Annotated in this window: 15 protein-coding genes; 4 read left to right on the top strand and 11 right to left on the bottom strand. The window is 56.4% G+C overall.

The genetic code is table 11. The features are described 5' to 3' along the window. Positions 1-104 precede the first annotated feature (104 nt). The 4 genes from EUZ85_RS09800 (at position 105) to EUZ85_RS09785 (ending at position 5,691) form a co-directional block, all read left to right on the top strand. The gene (locus EUZ85_RS09800) at positions 105-2,858 is read left to right on the top strand and encodes an HAD-IC family P-type ATPase (RefSeq protein WP_241567001.1); all 2,754 of its coding nucleotides are present in this window, start codon (positions 105-107) and stop codon (positions 2,856-2,858) included. A gap of 181 nt (positions 2,859-3,039) precedes the next feature. Beyond that, entirely contained in the window at positions 3,040-3,711 is a 672-nt protein-coding gene (locus tag EUZ85_RS31125; RefSeq protein WP_164887214.1) for a hypothetical protein, read from the top strand. A gap of 331 nt (positions 3,712-4,042) precedes the next feature. Next, positions 4,043-4,966 (top strand): leukocidin family pore-forming toxin, encoded by a 924-nt coding sequence (locus tag EUZ85_RS09790; protein ID WP_127969121.1) that lies wholly within the window; start codon positions 4,043-4,045, stop codon positions 4,964-4,966. Positions 4,967-5,040: 74 nt separating this feature from the next. Continuing rightward, a complete protein-coding gene (locus EUZ85_RS09785; RefSeq protein ID WP_127969120.1) occupies positions 5,041-5,691 on the top strand; it encodes a hypothetical protein in 651 nt (216 codons plus the stop codon). Positions 5,692-5,788: 97 nt separating this feature from the next. Here EUZ85_RS09785 and EUZ85_RS09780 read toward each other — a convergent pair whose 3' ends face one another. The 11 genes from EUZ85_RS09780 to EUZ85_RS09730 form a co-directional block, all read right to left on the bottom strand. After that, positions 5,789-6,199 carry a DUF2802 domain-containing protein gene (locus EUZ85_RS09780; RefSeq protein WP_127969119.1) on the bottom strand — a complete coding sequence of 137 codons (411 nt, stop codon included), beginning with the start codon at positions 6,197-6,199 and terminating at the stop codon, positions 5,789-5,791. A gap of 38 nt (positions 6,200-6,237) precedes the next feature. Further along, the gene (locus tag EUZ85_RS09775) at positions 6,238-6,723 is read right to left on the bottom strand and encodes a chemotaxis protein CheW (RefSeq protein WP_011398905.1); all 486 of its coding nucleotides are present in this window, start codon (positions 6,721-6,723) and stop codon (positions 6,238-6,240) included. A 129-nt stretch (positions 6,724-6,852) separates the two neighbouring features. Continuing rightward, a complete protein-coding gene (locus EUZ85_RS31350) occupies positions 6,853-8,130 on the bottom strand; it encodes a chemotaxis protein CheW (protein ID WP_206618038.1) in 1,278 nt (425 codons plus the stop codon). A gap of 50 nt (positions 8,131-8,180) precedes the next feature. Continuing rightward, positions 8,181-8,996: a ParA family protein gene (locus tag EUZ85_RS09765; protein WP_127969118.1), complete on the bottom strand. Its 816-nt coding sequence runs from the start codon at positions 8,994-8,996 to the stop codon at positions 8,181-8,183. A gap of 295 nt (positions 8,997-9,291) precedes the next feature. After that, a complete protein-coding gene (motD, locus tag EUZ85_RS09760; RefSeq protein ID WP_127969117.1) occupies positions 9,292-10,074 on the bottom strand; it encodes a flagellar motor protein MotD in 783 nt (260 codons plus the stop codon). Between the two features lie 45 nt (positions 10,075-10,119). Next, positions 10,120-10,860, bottom strand: a complete 741-nt coding sequence (locus tag EUZ85_RS09755; RefSeq protein ID WP_127969116.1) for a flagellar motor protein — start codon at positions 10,858-10,860, stop codon at positions 10,120-10,122. Then, positions 10,860-12,032: a chemotaxis response regulator protein-glutamate methylesterase gene (locus tag EUZ85_RS09750; protein WP_127969115.1), complete on the bottom strand. Its 1,173-nt coding sequence runs from the start codon at positions 12,030-12,032 to the stop codon at positions 10,860-10,862. Before EUZ85_RS09750 ends, EUZ85_RS09755 begins: the two co-directional genes overlap by 1 nt. Positions 12,033-12,087: 55 nt before the next feature. After that, entirely contained in the window at positions 12,088-14,553 is a 2,466-nt protein-coding gene (locus EUZ85_RS09745) for a chemotaxis protein CheA (RefSeq protein ID WP_127969114.1), read from the bottom strand. Positions 14,554-14,564: 11 nt separating this feature from the next. Further along, positions 14,565-15,356, bottom strand: a complete 792-nt coding sequence (locus EUZ85_RS09740) for a protein phosphatase CheZ (RefSeq protein ID WP_127969113.1) — start codon at positions 15,354-15,356, stop codon at positions 14,565-14,567. Positions 15,357-15,375: 19 nt separating this feature from the next. Further along, positions 15,376-15,762, bottom strand: coding sequence for a chemotaxis response regulator CheY (gene cheY, locus EUZ85_RS09735; RefSeq protein ID WP_127969112.1), 387 nt, complete (start codon positions 15,760-15,762; stop codon positions 15,376-15,378). A 171-nt stretch (positions 15,763-15,933) separates the two neighbouring features. Then, on the bottom strand, positions 15,934-16,671 hold the full coding sequence (locus EUZ85_RS09730; RefSeq protein ID WP_127969111.1) for an RNA polymerase sigma factor FliA: 738 nt from the start codon (positions 16,669-16,671) through the stop codon (positions 15,934-15,936). Between the last annotated feature and the right edge of the window lie 89 nt (positions 16,672-16,760).

Below are 16,760 nucleotides of genomic sequence, written 5' to 3'. Positions count from 1 at the left end.
GGCTATCAGCCTGTATAAGCTACTCCAGCGATCAATGAAAAAATTGTTCGCTCCGTCTCGGCGCAAATTTTGATCTCTACGCATTGACTGATTAAGGCGACACAGTGAACGGACTTCATACTCCTCAACGCCCCTCCCCCGCTCCTGGCGAGATCATTTCAGGCCTCCCGCATGTGACGCCGCCAGACTGCTGGCATGCATCCCCCATCGAGAAAACGCTGGCCGCCATGAAAACCGATACAGATGGCCTTAGCTCCAGCGAGGCGGAAGAGCGATTGCGCCGTCATGGCGAAAACATCATCGCAGAACAGTCAGGGGAAAGCGCCTGGCAAAGGCTGCTGCGCCAGTTCAACAATCCACTCATTTACGTCCTGCTGCTGTCCGCCGCCATTACCCTGATTATGCGCCATTGGCTGGACGCCAGTGTGATCTTGATGGTGGTGGTCATTAACGGGCTGATCGGCTATCTACAAGAAGGTCGCGCCGAGAAGGCCTTACAAGCCATCAGGCGCATGGTGACCTTTACTGTCAGCGTACGCCGGGACGGGCGTCTGCAATCTCTCCCGGCCAGCGTCCTGGTCCCTGGCGATATCGTACTCCTGCAAGCTGGCGATCGCGCTCCCGCCGATATGCGCCTCATTCAAACCAGTGATCTGCATATCAGTGAAGCGGTGCTGACAGGCGAGTCGGAAGCGGTGAGCAAGCAAACACAGCCTGCCTCGCCGGACACGGAACTGGCCGGTCGCACCTGTATGGCGTACGCGGGCTCCCTGGTGACTCGCGGCCAAGGTCATGGCGTTGTCGTCGCCACCGGAGAAAACACAGAGTTCGGCAAGATCAGCGCCTTGCTGCGCCAGGTCAACGCCGTTGAAACGCCGTTGCTGAAGCAGATGGCGGAATTCAGCGCAAAATTATCCTGGTGGATTCTTTTGCTTTCCGCCGTGTGTTTCATGACGGGGTACTGGCTACGCGACTACAGCGCGGCGGACATGTTTCTGGCGGCGGTGGGACTGGCCGTCGCAGCGATCCCGGAAGGACTGCCCGCGATCCTCACTATCACACTGGCCCTCGGCGTCCAGATGATGGCGAAACGCAACGCGATCGTACGTCGCATGCCTGCGGTGGAAACACTGGGGGCTGTCACCGTTATCTGCACTGATAAGACTGGCACGCTGACGAAGAATGAGATGACGGTGGTCAGTCTCGATGCTGGTGAAAACAGCATGGAGGTTTCCGGGGCCGGCTACGACCCACATGGAGAAATCACCTTTGATGAACGTCTGATCAGCGCTCAGAATCACCCACAACTGGCGCGCCTGAGTCTGACGGCATTGCTCTGTAACGACGCCGACATTCATAAGCAGGATGATATCTGGACGCCTCAGGGAGACCCTACGGAGGCGGCTCTGGTGACGTTCGCGGCCAAAGCCGGCTGGGACGGCGCGCAAGCACGTAAAGACCACCCCAGGCTGGATGTGCTGCCGTTTAGCGCCGACAACCTGTACATGGCGACGCTCCACCACGATAGTAACGGCAGCCACTTCATCTGCATTAAAGGCGCCCCGGAAAGAGTTCTGCAACTTTGCTCGGCAACGCTGTCCGAAGAAGACACTCAGCGCTGGAGCACGCGCTTCAATCAACGCGCCGCGCAAGGACAACGCCTGCTGGCCTTCGCTTACATCACAACGCCTGACGCCATTGCCGCACTGCCGCCCCAGCTACCACTGGCCAACATTCAGTTTCTCGGCGCCGTCGCGATGATCGATCCGCCACGGGAGGAAACAGCTCCTGCGCTGGCGAAAACCTTACAGGCTGGCATTGTGGTCAAAATGATCACTGGCGATAACCCTAAAACTGCGCAGGCCATCGCTGAATCCATTCATCTTCCAGTTGGGGACGGCGTCATTACTGGCGCAGACATTGACAACCTGGATGACGAGGCGTTGAAGGCGGCGGCGCTGCGTTGCAACATCTTCGCCCGCACCACGCCATTGCACAAATTGCGGCTGGTGGAAGCGCTGCAACAGTCGGGAGAGATCGTCGCCATGACTGGCGACGGCGTCAACGACGCGCCTGCGCTGAAACGAGCGGGAATTGGCGTCGCCATGGGACGCCAGGGAACCGAAGTCGCCAAGGAAGCTGCTCAAATTATTCTGCTGGACGACAACTTCTCCACGATCACCGCCGCCGTGGAGGAAGGCCGCCGCATCTTCGACAACTTCAAAAAGGCGATTGTCTTTGTGCTGCCTACCAGTTGCGGCGAAGCCTTGATGATACTCGCCGCCGTCGTGCTCGGCGTCGCCATGCCAATTACGCCGGTGCAGATTCTCTGGATCAACATGGTCACCGCTGTGACCCTGGCGCTGGCGCTGTCTTTCGAGCCGGCGGAGCCCAATATCATGGCGCGCCCTCCCAGACGGCCCGGCGAGTCGCTGCTTGACCCTCTGCTGTTATGGCGAGTGCTCAGTGTGTCATTGATTATGGTGCTCGGATCTTTCGGATTGTTTGGGTGGACGCAATCCACCGGCGCGTCTTTAGAACACGCTCGCACAGTGGCGGTGAATACGCTGGTGATGTTTGAGATTTTTTATCTTTTCAATACACGCATGCTCATGGAAAACATTACGTCCTGGCGTCAGCTAACCAGCAACCGGATGGCGCTCTACTCCGTCGCCATCCTGCTTCTTTTCCAACTGCTTTTCACCTATGCGCCGCCGATGCAGCGCCTGTTCAGTTCCACCGCCTTATCGCCGTCGGACTGGCTCGCCATCGCCCTCGTAGGCTCCAGCGTCTTTATCATCACCGAGATAGAGAAATTTGTTATGCGTGTCGTTAAAGGTCAAAAAAACAGCGATTAGTCCTGGAATTAGGTTGAATATTCAAATATTTCCCATGATAGTTGCAGGACATTATCAGGTTATTTCTTGTGCTGAACGATAGAGAAATAACCTGTCGCGAAAGGGATTCCGGATGCATCGACTGCCTGCCGGTTTCAACGAAAAATATATAACGCTTGGCTTATCACACTGGAGTAACACAATGGCAAAAAAAGAGAAGGGCATCGTCAAAAAGAACATCGAAAAGTTAGGAGACGTAGTTTCCAAAGAACTGCATAAAGCCACTGAACAGATACAGGCGATTCTTGCGGATTTCTATAAGCAAGCGGAAGAAATTCAAAAGCAAATTAAAGAGCCGGTGATGAAACTGATTAAAGAACTGGAGGAGCTGCGGGAAAAGGAGCTCAAAAAAATCCAGGCTGAATATCAGAAGGTGGTCAACGAAATCAATGCGCTACAGGAACAGTTCATGGACCGTCTGGGCCTGGCCTCGCTAAAGAAACCAGCGCCGGTCGCTGTGTTGACGGCGAAAGCGCCAGCAAAAACGTCCACCGCGAAAAAAGCCTCGACAACCAAAACCGCCACCCGCAAGCCAGCAGCGAAAAAAGCGCCCGCCAGCAAACCGGCGGCGGCAAAAACCACCGCCAAGAAAACAGGTTCAACGGCGGCGACCACCACAGCCAAAAAACCAGCCGCCAAGAAAGCGCCCGCTAAAAGTACTGCGCGTAAAGCGCCGGCGAACAAAGCCAGCACGGCCAAGACCTCTGCAAGCAAACCTGCTAAAGCCGCAGCGCCCAAAAAACCCCGCGCGCCTCGTGCGAAAAAAGCGGAATCCGCCACCACACCCAACACAGCGCCAGAAGAGACCAAATAACGTTCAGCTTTCTTCAGGGACGGCGCACCCGCGCCGCCCTTCTTCATCACGCAGCGCATAAGCGGCCAAATACCCCGACATACTTGACCTACAGCCTGATTAACCGCTTTCCAAAATACCTTCTCAAGGCCATTTTTGCCTTTGACGGTTAGATTAAGGGTTATCTTTTCGCGCCATCATCAGGGCTCAACATGACAACTTATCATGAGCCAATTGCAGGTCAAAAAACCTACTTATACGATACAGAAGCCTGTTCTTTTTGAATTTTTTTAATTCAATCCGCATAGGCCAACAACAAAAATAGTAAAAGCTGACGCGAGGTAAAATAAGTATGAGAACCGCAAAGCTGTATGCAAAAGTGTTAACCGGGCTGTGTCTCACAGCCGGCCTCGCCCACGCGGGAGACACTATTCAATCTTACACCAGCACTTTGTACGAATTGGATGACAGCGACGCCAGGAGCAAACGTATCCGGCTCGTTTACACCGTACAAAACGCCTGGAACCAGTCGCACTATCCTGAAGGGATCAAGGAAGTAAAACTGGTGCTCAACGGAGGCTCGGGGTTCGATATGACCAACGTGCCTTCCCGTCAGACTCTGTATGAGTCAGGAACCAGCGCGGACTACCGTTATACGGTGCCGACGGCGTTCCAGCTAAAAGTGGGATATCAGGACGGCTCCAGACTGCGCCACCTGAGTCACGCTCCCTCCAACACCATCTCCAGCGCTCAGGTGAGCGAATCAACGGACTTCAACCTGGGCTTTACGCTCAACGAGGAATCGCCAAGCATTAATGGCGGCGTCTCCTGGAGCACACGGATTACCTACAATCAGGACGAGTTCAAGACGGTGACCGATTTTGACCAGGGCAACGAAGGCGTGACCTGGAATATCGTCAGCCAGACCATCAAACACCGCACACCGCCGAAAGATAACCTGCTCTACGCATGGACTTATCTGTTCTGGGGCTGCGGCATCAACAACCTCATCCCGACCAGCGAATTGCCGACAGTGATGACTTCGGACTTCAAACCGGAAGCGGTGGTGCTGTACCGCAAGTATGATTTGAACGACGGCGTCGACTACACGCGCTTGAAGCTGGAAGCGAACTGGCAGAAGACTCATTACCACTTCGCTCGCGACTGGTGCTCTTTCCATTCCAATTTCAGCTGGAAGGGCTACCACGATTACAGCGAGTGGACCAAAGCCAATCGCGTCGTGTCTATCTCATGGAAGGACGGCCTGTACCACTAACGGACCCCATCAGGCTGACGGCTCCCCCACGGGGAGCCACTTCCAGCGGACATGACAAGTAGAAGGTAATCATTATGTCAGTAAAAAAATTGGTTTTATGGGGCGCGCCCTTGTGTCTGGCGGCGGGCTTTTTTCTCTACCACGCGAGCAGCGACGACGCTGACGCGAACCCTGCATCGCAACCCACGGCGACGCAAATCCAGGCGGACAGCCAGGACCCGACGCTGACAAGCGTGTCTCCCGAGTTTATGGAAGAAGCCGCGCCACAGACAGAGGACGAAGCGGTTCCCGAGGCGGAAGAGCCTGTGCAGGACACGGGGCCATGGGTATCGCAGGCCTCCACATCGCTCAGCGCAGAATTGTATGATTTCATCGAGGCGGAAGGATTACGTTACGTCGACACCAGCAACTTCCCTTTTGATCCGCAAACCGAAAGGCTGCTGCAGAAACTTTCTCAGTCAGGCGAGATTCTTCTTTTCGACAACACGGAAGCAGAGCGGCTTGGCGGCCTGACGGAGAAGCCGTCGGATATTATCGCCGATTACTATGGCGCAGCGACTGAGGGCGACGCCATTATCGCCACCAGTGTGACCAACGCCGACGGCAGCGTACATTTCATGGTGTTGCCGGTGCATAAGAAAGGCGAGGACAGCTCACTGTCCGAAGACGTCAAACTGGCGGTGGCGTTATTGAAACAAGAAAAAGAAACCAAAGAGACGCTATAACGACAAACCCGGCTGCAGCGACAGCGCCACAGCCGGGTTTGAGTTTTGAAAGATAAGCTTATTCGTGCGCCCACCGGTCAGGTGGAATCGGTTCGGATCAATGCCGAGCCGGTCTCTGCGCTCCCGTCTGGCTGGAATGCAGCGCTTTAATCAGATCCGCCTCCGCCCTGGTCAGGCCGCAGGCTTTCACCAGATCCTCCACTTCCGCGCCCAACGCCAGCAAGCGGGCCGCTTCATTGTAAGACACCTTTTGCACATCCATGGTTTGCAGTTCTTTCTGTTTGAGTTCAGCGGCTTTCAGACGCTGATCAATGGAAACCACCTTTCGGCCCACGCCAATGCCGCTGTCGGAGAGCATATTGAGCTTATCCCGCATCTGCCCGACTTCGATTTCCAGACGTACAATGCGCTTGGCCTGCATCCGACATAATGTGAAACAGGCGATAGCGACAACCAGCCCGAAACACAGGGACACAAGCAGCTCCCAACTCATGAATTGCGGATTCATAACTTATCCTCCCGCGCCAGCTTATTGGGTGAGACTGATCACAAGGACGCCACCTCGGACCACTCTTCTTCTGACATCATTTTTTCGAATTCAACCAGAATAATCAGTTCTCCATTCTTATTGCATACGCCTTGAATGAACTTGGCGCTTTCCTCGTTGCCGACATTTGGAGCGGTTTCCATTTCCGACTGCCGCAGATAAACCACTTCCGCCACAGAATCCACCAGAATGCCCACGACTTGATTATCCACTTCAATCACCACAATCCGGGTGTGGTCGCTAACCTCCGCTTCCGACAAGCCAAACCGCTTGCGGGTGTCGATGACCGTGACGACATTGCCGCGCAGATTGATGATGCCGAGAACGTAGTCCGGCGCGCCAGGCACCGGGGCGATTTCCGTATAGCGCAACACCTCCTGGATCTGCATAACATTGATGCCGTAAGTCTCATGATCCAACTTGAAGGTCACGTATTGCAGAATCGGATCTTCTGAACTTTGGCCCTGCCCTGAATAGGATGCCATAGCGTTTAACCTCTTTCTCCCGACGCTGAGCGTCAAATTTCTAGCGTTTGTACTTAATTAATATAGAACAACGCAGGATCTATGCCAGCCGATTTTGCCAACCTCTCCCGGTCCGACGCCGTTTCCGCGTCAGCCTTTTTTACCGGCTTTGGCGGATGACTGATTCAACTGCCGCTCCAGTCCATCCACATCCAGCAGCGCGCACATATGCGTCACGACCGTGCCGGCCAGCCACGGACGCTTGGAGCGCTCGCTGCGCCAGCGCACCTGATCCGGGTCCAGAGTAAACGCTTCCGCGATAAAGTCGCAGCCGAGCCCCCACTCAGAGTCATGCAAGCGAATGACATAACGGATATTTTCCCGGTATTGCGACTTGTAGCGGTCAGGCATGACCCATTGCGCCGTATCCACGACTCTCACATTCATGCCCGCTACAGGTATCAGCCCGACGAACCAGGAGGGCATGCCGAACAGCGGCGTGGTTTCATGATCCATTGCATGCACGCCGCCAAGAGAAATCAGCGGCACCGCCAGTTTCAGACCCGCCACGTTAAACAGAAGACACTCAAAACGCTCCTGCGCCCACACCGGCCTGCCGTTAGCGGCCCAACCATCCGGCGCGCCGCCGGATCCCGCCTCAACGTCAACCTCCTCCTGCTGCGCTGCTTCCGGCTCCACCACCGTCGGCGCGTCACGTTCTTGACGCCTTGCTTCAACTTTTTGACGCGCCAGCGACTGCGGCTCAGGCTCTTCTTCTTTCTGTTCCGAAACACGCCATTGCTTTAACTTTTCCCGTAACGCCGCGCTTCGTTCCGCCACCGACGGCTTTTTCTCCGTCTCCGTCGGCGCTGGCGGCGGAGCCACCTTGGGCATCGGCATCACCAGCCTGGGCGGTTCCTGCAACGCCAGACGCGCCTGCTCCGCCTGACGGGCGAGCATACGCTGGCGCGCGAGGGTCATGCGCCCCTGTTCCAATAACGCCTCCGCTGCGGAATGCGTCGGCGCGCTGTCTTTCTCCGCCGTGTTCATGTCCACCTCCTTCCCTGGCGCAACCGCTTTATGACGCGGCGCTGCTATAGCGCGCTCGTTGTCAGGCGTCTCCGGTGGCGGCTTCGTTGCTTGCGGTTTTATGGGTTGAGACAGAGTCTGCTCTGGGTCATTCGCGGTGGACGAGGTTTGTCCACGCCCATGGGTCTGGTTTGAGGCCTCAGTGCTCTCAGTTTCCGCCGGAGACGCTGGCGTAGCGACAGACTTCGCCTGTTGCGCCGACGAGTCAGCGTCAGAAGGCTCACCGGCGGTCTCTGGCGCAGGCTTTAGCTCCGGCGCAGGGGCGCGCAGCAGATCGTCAATGTAATCGAGGACTGCCTTATCATAGTTATCAGGATCGGCGAACTGCTTATCTGCCATTACTCAACAAATATCCTTTAATGCCTGCGGCGACCTCCGCCGCCTTTACGTTACACCGCACCGCCCGCCTGGGCCTGAGTCGGCGGATTAAATCCCACGTTGGCTTCCAACAGGTCGTGCAACAGTTTTTCATAGCCGCGCACGCCATGGGTGGCGGCGTCGTACATGGAAGGAATCACCCCCGCCCGGCTGGCGTCACGGAATTTGGTGTCCACGGGGATCGCATAGCGCCAGACCACATCGCCATACTGATGCCGCAGGGTGCGGAAGGTCTGCACCGACGCCTGCGTGCGACGATCGAACATCGTGGGAATGACGGTATAGGAAAGCGGATTCTTCTGACTCTTCATCACCATGCCCAGGGTGTGCAGCATGCGCTCCAGCCCCTTCAGCGCCAGAAATTCCGTCTGCACCGGAATCAGAATATGCTGGCAGGCCGCCAGCGCATTAATGAGCAATACGCCAAGCACCGGCGTGTTATCCAGAAAGGCGTAATCAAAGTCGTCCCACAAGTGCGCCAGCGCCTTGGAGATGATTAATCCCATACCTTCCACGCCCACCATTTTCCGCTCCAGCGTGGCTTGCGCCGTAGACGCCGGCAGCAGCTTAAGATTGGGATGACTGGTGTCGCGGATCAGCGTGCGTGGCAAATCCACCGGCACTTTGCCCTCATGCATGAATAAGTCGTAAACGCTGCCGCGAATACTGTCCGGGTCATATTTGAAATAAGACGTCAGCGAGCCGTGCGGATCAAGGTCCAGCAACAGCACCCGCTTGCCTTGTTGCGCCAGAATCCCGCCGAGGGCGACGGCGGTGGTGGTTTTACCCACGCCTCCTTTTTGATTCGCGACGGTCCAGATTCGCACGGTAGATACTCCCCGCGTTGATGTTCAGATGAGTGACGACAGCGCGTCACAGTGTCTCTGCGGCGCGCCTTCGTCATGCCGCAACAGAACTCCTAATGACAGTATAGAAGCTCACAGTGACGGCCATTAATGACAATCCTTATGCACAGCATCGGCAAGCCAGCGCCGCAATCCGTCTCTCCCTGTTACGCCATGGAAAGGCTGCACGATATGTGCCAATGCCTGGCTCTCGCGGCCTGATTCAGCGGGATAAATGGTCAACTGGCGGGCAAACTGCGCGTCCGCCCTGAGCCGGTCAGCGCCGCATGGTGAGACGGACTTTGGCGTCTTTGGCCACCAGCAATACTACCCGACGGTTTCTTTGCCGCCCCTCGGAAGTATCGTTACGGGCGACCGGCTGATATTCGCCGTATCCCACCGCCGCCAGACGCTTTGGGTCAACGCCGCCGATAATCAACAAGCGCGCCACCGCCGCAGAACGCGCAGAGGAAAGCTCCCAGTTGGAAGGATAAATCGAACTGCGAATGGGCACGTTGTCCGTGAAGCCCTCCACCAGAATGGCGTTGGGGTAGTCTTTGAGGATGCCGGCGATGCCGTCGATCAGATTGAACGCAGCGTCCACCGGCACGGCGTCGCCACTGTTGAACAGCAGATTGTTGCGCAGGGACAGCTCGATCCAGTTGTCGTTCTCGTTGATCGACACCATGCCTTGCCCAATCAACCCTTTTAACCGGTAGTTGAATCGATTGGCGATTTCCCGCAAGCGCTCCCCGGCCTGCTCTTCCGTCGTCTCGCCGGGCTGGTTTTCCGGGCTGTTGAAAGGTTGTATCGCGGGCGAATCACTTTGCGGAGGCGCCGCCGTCTGCTGTCCGACCTGAATAGGATTAATGCTGCGCTGAGTGGCGTTGAACACCCCTTCCAACGTTTCAGACAGGACTTTGTATTTGCCTTCGTTCACAGAGGAAACCGAATACATCACCACAAAAAACGCAAATAGAAGCGTGATGAAATCCGCATAGGACACCAGCCAGCGTTCGTGGTTATGGGACTCTTCCCGGTTGCGGCGGCGCTTTCTCATGGCAGGCGGCTCCCGCTTATCGACATGGAGGGTTAACAACGGGCGTCATGACAGAAACCCTTTCAACTTCAATTCTATTGCTTTGGGATTCTCTCCTTCGGCGATGGCGACGATACCCTCGATCATCATTTCCCGCAGCAGCGATTGCTCGTGCACGATGCCTTTCAATTTATTAGCGATAGGAAAATAAAAAAGGTTGGCCAGCGCGACCCCGTAGATAGTGGCGACAAACGCGGTGGCGATGCCAGGTCCCAGCATGGAAGGGTCCTCCAAATGACGCATCACCTGGATCAATCCAAGCACGGCGCCCAGAATACCCAACGTAGGCGCATAACCGCCCATGGCTTCCCACACTTTGCTGGCGTCCAGATCACGCTGCTCGCGGCTGTTAAGCTCCAGCTCCATGATGCTGCGGATGGATTCCGGTTCAGCGCCGTCCACCAGCAGTTGCAGCCCTTTGCGGGAAAATGGGTCGCGTTCTTTTTCCGCCACGGATTCCAGCCCCAGCAGCCCTTCCTTACGCGCGACCATACTCCAGGAAATGACCTTCTGAATGTCGTCTTCAAAGCTTAGATAGGGAGGAAAAAAGACCCAGAGAAACTGCTTAAAGGAACGCTTCAATACCTTGCCGGAATGTTGCAGCACTATGGCGCCGAACGTGCCGCCAATGACAATCAGCGCCGCCGGCAGATTCATCAGGGAGGAAACATCGCCGCCTTCGATCAGGTTGCCGCCGATGATCGCCACCAGGGCGATCAGGACGCCCACGATGCTGAGTAAATCCATTATCCGACACCGTCAATCAACCGCGGCGCAAATTCATCCAGGGCTAAGACTTCATCCGACAGACCGGCGGTGGCCACCGCCATCGGCATACCATAAATCACACTGGTCGCTTCATCCTGAGACCAGACCACGGAACCGCTTTCTTTCAGCATGCGGCAGCCTTCGCGGCCGTCCGCGCCCATACCGGTCAAGATGACGCCCAGTACTTTGCCGGGAAACATCTTGGCGCAGGAGCCGAAAGTCACGTCCACGCAGGGTTTGTAGTGCAAGCGCTCGTCGCCGTCGAGAATTTTGACCCGCGCCTGGGCGCCGACGCGTTCGATCAAAGTCTGTTTGCCGCCAGGGGCGATATAAGCCCATCCGGGCTTGAGGATCTCGCCGTTCTCCGCCTGTTTGACGGACAGTTGCGACAGACGATTCAGACGTTCAGCAAACGCTGGCGTAAAAGAAGCCGGCATATGCTGCACCAGCACCAGCGGCGCTGGGAACGCGCCTGGTAGCCGGGTGAGAATTTTTTGTAGCGCCACCGGACCGCCGGTGGAAGTGCCGATCAGCACCACTTTATAGTCCTGACGCGGGGTGCGTCGGGTTTTCATCGCCTTCACTTCCGGTTTTGTTTCCGGTTTGGCTGGCGGCGCTTTGGCGCGTGGTTCAGCGGCGCGCGGCGTCGGCGCAGCGGGTTTGGGCGGTTCGCGCGCGGGAGTCGGGGCGACTGGCCTGGCGGGTTCCGGAGCGGCGGCGGGCGCCGGCGCGGACGCTCCAGACATACGATATTTCGCCCGCGAAACTTCTTTAATGCGGTCATGCAGCAAACGTTTAATCTTGGAGGCGTCGCCGGACATCGCCTCGAAGCTCTTCGGCAGGAAATCCACCGCGCCTGCTTCCAGGGCGTCAAAGGTCACTCGGGCGCCTTCGTAGGTGAGAGAGGAAAACATCAAAACCGGCGTGGGCTGAGCCCGCATGATTTCCTTGACCGCGGTAATGCCGTCCATGACCGGCATCTCGTAGTCCATGGTGATGACGTCGGGTTTCAGTTTAAGCGCCATCTCCACGCCTTCGCGACCATTGCTGGCCGTGCCGACGACATCGACATCGCTTATGGAGTTCAGGATCTCGCAAAGGCGACGTCTGAAAAATCCCGAATCATCTACTACCAGGACCTTTAAGGCCATTCATCGGTCTCCCGTTTTTGGAAATCACTCCGCCGCTGCGCCTTATGGCAGGCGCTTAGCCTGCGGAAGCCGCGGGCTCCGTTTCATCAGAGTCCGTCACCAACTGACTCTTCCTGAACGTCGGCCGACCGTATACTTTGCTGGACTTGGCGTAGCGTCCAAGCATGCTGGGAATGTCCAGTATCAGCGCAATGCGCCCGTCTCCCGTGATGGTGGCGCCGGCCATTCCCGGCGTGCCGTGCAGCATTTTGCCCAAGGGTTTGATGACCACCTCTTCCTGGCCGACCAGCTGGTCGACCACAAAGCCCACGCGCTTGGTGCCGACGGAAACAATCACCACATGACCGTTCTCTTCGGTGGGCTCGAATTGCGCGCCCTTCACCAGCCAGCGTTTAATGTGGAACAGCGGGAACACATTCTCGCGCACCACGATACATTCCTGCCCATCGACGATATTGGTCTGGGTCAGGTCAAGGTGGAATATTTCCACTACGCTCACCAATGGGAAAGCGAACGCCTGATCTCCCAGCATCACCATCAAGGTCGGCATGATGGCGAGGGTCAAGGGCACTTTGATCACAATGCGCGACCCGCGCCCCAATTCGGATTCAATATGGATGGTGCCGTTCAACTGGGTGATCTTGGTTTTAACCACATCCATCCCGACGCCGCGACCGGACACATCGGATATTTCCGTTTTGGTGGAGAATCCCGGCGCGAATATCAGGTTATACGCTTCGTTATCGGTGAGACGCTCCGCGGCGTCCACATCGTAAATACCTTTTTCCACTGCTTTCTGACGCAACACCACCGGGTCCATACCGGCGCCGTCATCTTCGATGGACAGCAGAATATGATCGCCTTCCTGCTCCGCCGCCAGCACCACGCGTCCAACCCGCGGCTTGCCTTTTTTCTCGCGCGCCTCGGGGGACTCAATACCGTGGTCCACGGCGTTACGCACCAAGTGGACCAGTGGGTCGGACAAAGCTTCGACCAGATTTTTATCCAGATCGGTGTCTTCCCCACGCAATACCAGATTGACTTCTTTGCGCAGGTTGCGCGCCAGATCCCTGACCACGCGGGGGAAACGGCCAAATACTTTTTTGATGGGCTGCATCCGCGTCTGCATGACGGCGGACTGCAAGTCGCTGGTGACCACGTCCAGATTGGACACGGCTTTACTCATGTTCTCGTCGGCGAACTCTTCGCCTAAACGCTTGAGACGGTTACGCACCAGCACCAGCTCGCCGACCATGTTCATGATGTCGTCGAGGCGCTTGGTGTCCACCCGCACTGTGGTTTCCGTCGCGATGCTGGCCTGGGCGTCTTTCCCTCCGGCGGCGCTCGCCGCGGGCTGACGCCGTTCTTCGTCCGGCTCGGCGCGGGCTGGAGCTGGCGCGGGCTTGACGACTTTCGGCGGTTCTTTCTTGACCGGCTCCTTCTTGGCGGGCTCTTTTTTCACAGCCGCTTTTTCCGCCGGTTTTGCGGCGGCGGGCTTGGCGTCGCCAGTAGGACTGGGCCCCTTGCCGGAGCCGTGCAACTCATCCAGCAGTTTTTCGAATTCGTCGTCGGTAATCAGTTCGGAGTCGCCGGCGGCGGCTTCCTCCTTTTTCTCTACTTTCTTTTCGGGCGCTGCTTTCGCTGCCGGCTTGCCTTTCTTCTCCGCGGCAGGGGCTGACTTCTGCTCAGCCCCGTCAGAGACGGCGCCGTCAAACTTGCCTTTGCCATGCAGTTCATCCAGCAAGGCTTCAAATTCATCATCGGTGATTTCATCGCTGTCGCCGGCGGACGCGGCTTCAGCCGCTTCATCTTGTGGAACCGGAGCGGATTCAGGAGCGGCCTTGGCGGGTTTACCTTCCTGGGGACCACCGAATTTGCCGGGTCCATGCAGTTGATCCAGCAGTTTCTCAAACTCGTCTTCGGTGATTTCATCACCTTCGTCTTTCGAGCCAGCCGCTTCCGCTTTCTCGCCGCCGTCTTCATCCAGGGCGTTGAGCAGATTCTCGAATTCGTCGTCAGTGATATCGCCATCCGCCGACGCAACGGGTTCTTCAACTTCTTCAGCAGCGTCTTCTTCGTGCTCTTCAACGGCTTCTTCTGGCTCGTCAGCCTCTTCCGCCACGGAGGCGGATTCGCCGCTGGCCAGTCGCTCCAGGGCGGCCATGAGTTCGGGCGCGGCGGGGGTCAGTTCCTCCCGCATCTTCACCTGGGAAAACATCTCGTTGACGGCGTCCAGCGCCTGCAGCACGACATCCATCAATTCGGAGTCGACGCTGAGCTGACCGTTACGCAACAGGTCGAAGACGTTTTCCGCCACGTGGCAGCATTCCACCAAAGCGTCTAACTGAAGGAAACCGGCGCCGCCTTTGACGGTATGAAACCCACGAAAAATGGCGTTCAGCAGATCGCGGTCGTCCGGGTTCTGCTCCAGTTCCACCAACTGCTCTGAGAGCTGTTCAAGAATTTCTCCCGCTTCGACTAGAAAGTCCTGCAGGATTTCTTCGTCCGCTTCAAACCCCATTCATGTGCTCCTCAGAAACCAAGGCTGGAAAGAAGGTCGTCCACGTCGTCCTGGCTGGCGACGACATCTGAGCGTCCTTCGGTCTGGATCTGCGGGCCGTGCCCTTTTGTAATAGACTCTTCTTCGGCTTTCATCTCATGCTGAATGCCTGTTATGCGGTCAACCTTGCCCGCCATGGCGACCAGTTTGACCAGATTCACTTCTACTTCCTTGACCAGGCCGGTAACCTTGTTGATGACCTGTCCCGTGAGATCCTGAAAGTCCTGAGCCAATAATATTTCCGACAGATTGGTGTACACCCTGTCGCTGTTAGCGGCCAGATCCACCAAAAACTTATCGATGCGCTTATACAGCTCACGGAACTCAGAGGGGTCCATTTCCCGACGGCGCAGTCGTCCCCAGGCTTCCTTCAGCTCATGGGCCTCCTGCTTCATCTCTATCGCCACGGGCATACTTGCTTCCACCATATCCATGGTTTTGTTAGCGGCTTTGTTGGTCATATCGACCACATAGGAAAGGCGATCAGAGGCGTCGGCGATTTTCGACAGCTCCTCCTCCTGATTCATCTTCACATTGCCCATGTCGATATTGAAATTGCGTATGGCTTCGTGCAACGAACGGGTTAACTTGCCCACTTCGTGGTACAGCGTACGGTCCCGAGTGTCATTAAGGTCGGAAATTACCCGCAACGCTTCGCCAAAGTCCCCCTTACTAACGTGCTCCATCAAGCTCGCCGCCTGCTCGCTCAAGCGCGTCTCAATTTCGTCTTGGGAGGAGGATGGTGGCTGCTGTTCATTGGTCATAGTAATTCCTGCGGTTTTATTATGAGTCGATCCGCTCGAAGATTTTTTCTATCTTTTCCTTCAGCACGGCCGCAGTAAACGGCTTCACCACATACCCGTTAACACCCGCCTGCGCCGCTGCGACAATCTGATCCCGCTTGGCTTCCGCCGTCACCATGAGCACCGGCAGGTTTTTCAAACTATCATCGGCGCGAACTGCCTGGAGTAATTCGATTCCCGTCATTCCGGGCATATTCCAGTCAGTGACCAGAAAATCAAACTTCCCGGTTTTTAACATCGGCAGCGCGGTGGACCCGTCATCCGCTTCATCGGTATTGGTGAAGCCCAAATCCCGGAGCAGGTTTTTAATAATCCGCCTCATTGTTGAAAAGTCATCTACAACGAGGATTTTCATGTTCTTGTCCAATGTAACCTCCACAATGGCGACGCTGGAAACCCTTTGATTTCATTACTCTACTGAGTAAGTCTAGCTGGTCGCGCCGTACTATCCAGTTTTTTGATACAAGTTGTTTTAGAAAACATGACCGCAGGATGCTGATTTCGAAAAAACATTAACCTGCGCAGGCAATGGCTTGATTTAGCTGTTTTTCCAGTCTGAGAGACGGGATCGCAGTCGCAAGGTCGCCTGGGAATGAATCTGACTGACCCGGGACTCGCTGACTGAGAGCACCTGGCCGATTTCCTTGAGGTTGAGTTCTTCGTCATAGTAGAGAGACAGCACCAGCTTCTCCCGTTCCGGCAAACCGTCTATCGCGGCGCTCAATTTTTCCAGAAAGGCGTTTTGTTCGATGTCGCTGAGGGGATTATCGGTGGTTAACGTTTCATCGTCAGAGCCGCCCTCCCCGTGAATGCCCAGCTCATCCAGGCTGAACAGCTTCCCCGAACTGGCGTCGCGCAGGCTGGCGTGGTATTGCTCCAGGGGTACGCCCAGCTCGGCCGCCACTTCCGCATCCGACGCGTCTCGACCGGTGCGTGCTTCAATAGTGTGTATCGCTTCCGCGATATTGCGGGCGTTGCGGTGCACGGAGCGCGGCACCCAATCGCCTTTACGAATTTCGTCCACCATGGCGCCGCGAATGCGGATGCCGGCGTAGGTTTCGAATTTGGCGCCTTTGCCGGCGTCGTATTTCTGCGCGGCTTCCAGCAATCCGATCATGCCCGCCTGAATCAGATCCTCCACCTGCACGCTGGCGGGCAGACGGGCGATCAGGTGATGCGCGATGCGCTTGACCAGAGGCGCGTATTGCCTGACCAGAGTGTCGGCGCGCTCCGCCCGCGTCTCGCTATACATCATATAAGTATTCGCCAGTGACATGAATTTGCGCGCAAGGCCTGCAATAAACCGGATGATTTCAACAAAAACGTTCTCATGGGTGTTTGAGGATATGTCCGGCGCAACCGTCA

It is taken from the genome of Hahella sp. KA22, assembly GCF_004135205.1.
Classification (GTDB): Bacteria; Pseudomonadota; Gammaproteobacteria; order Pseudomonadales; family Oleiphilaceae; genus Hahella.
This window is presented reverse-complemented; position numbering and strand designations above follow the sequence as displayed.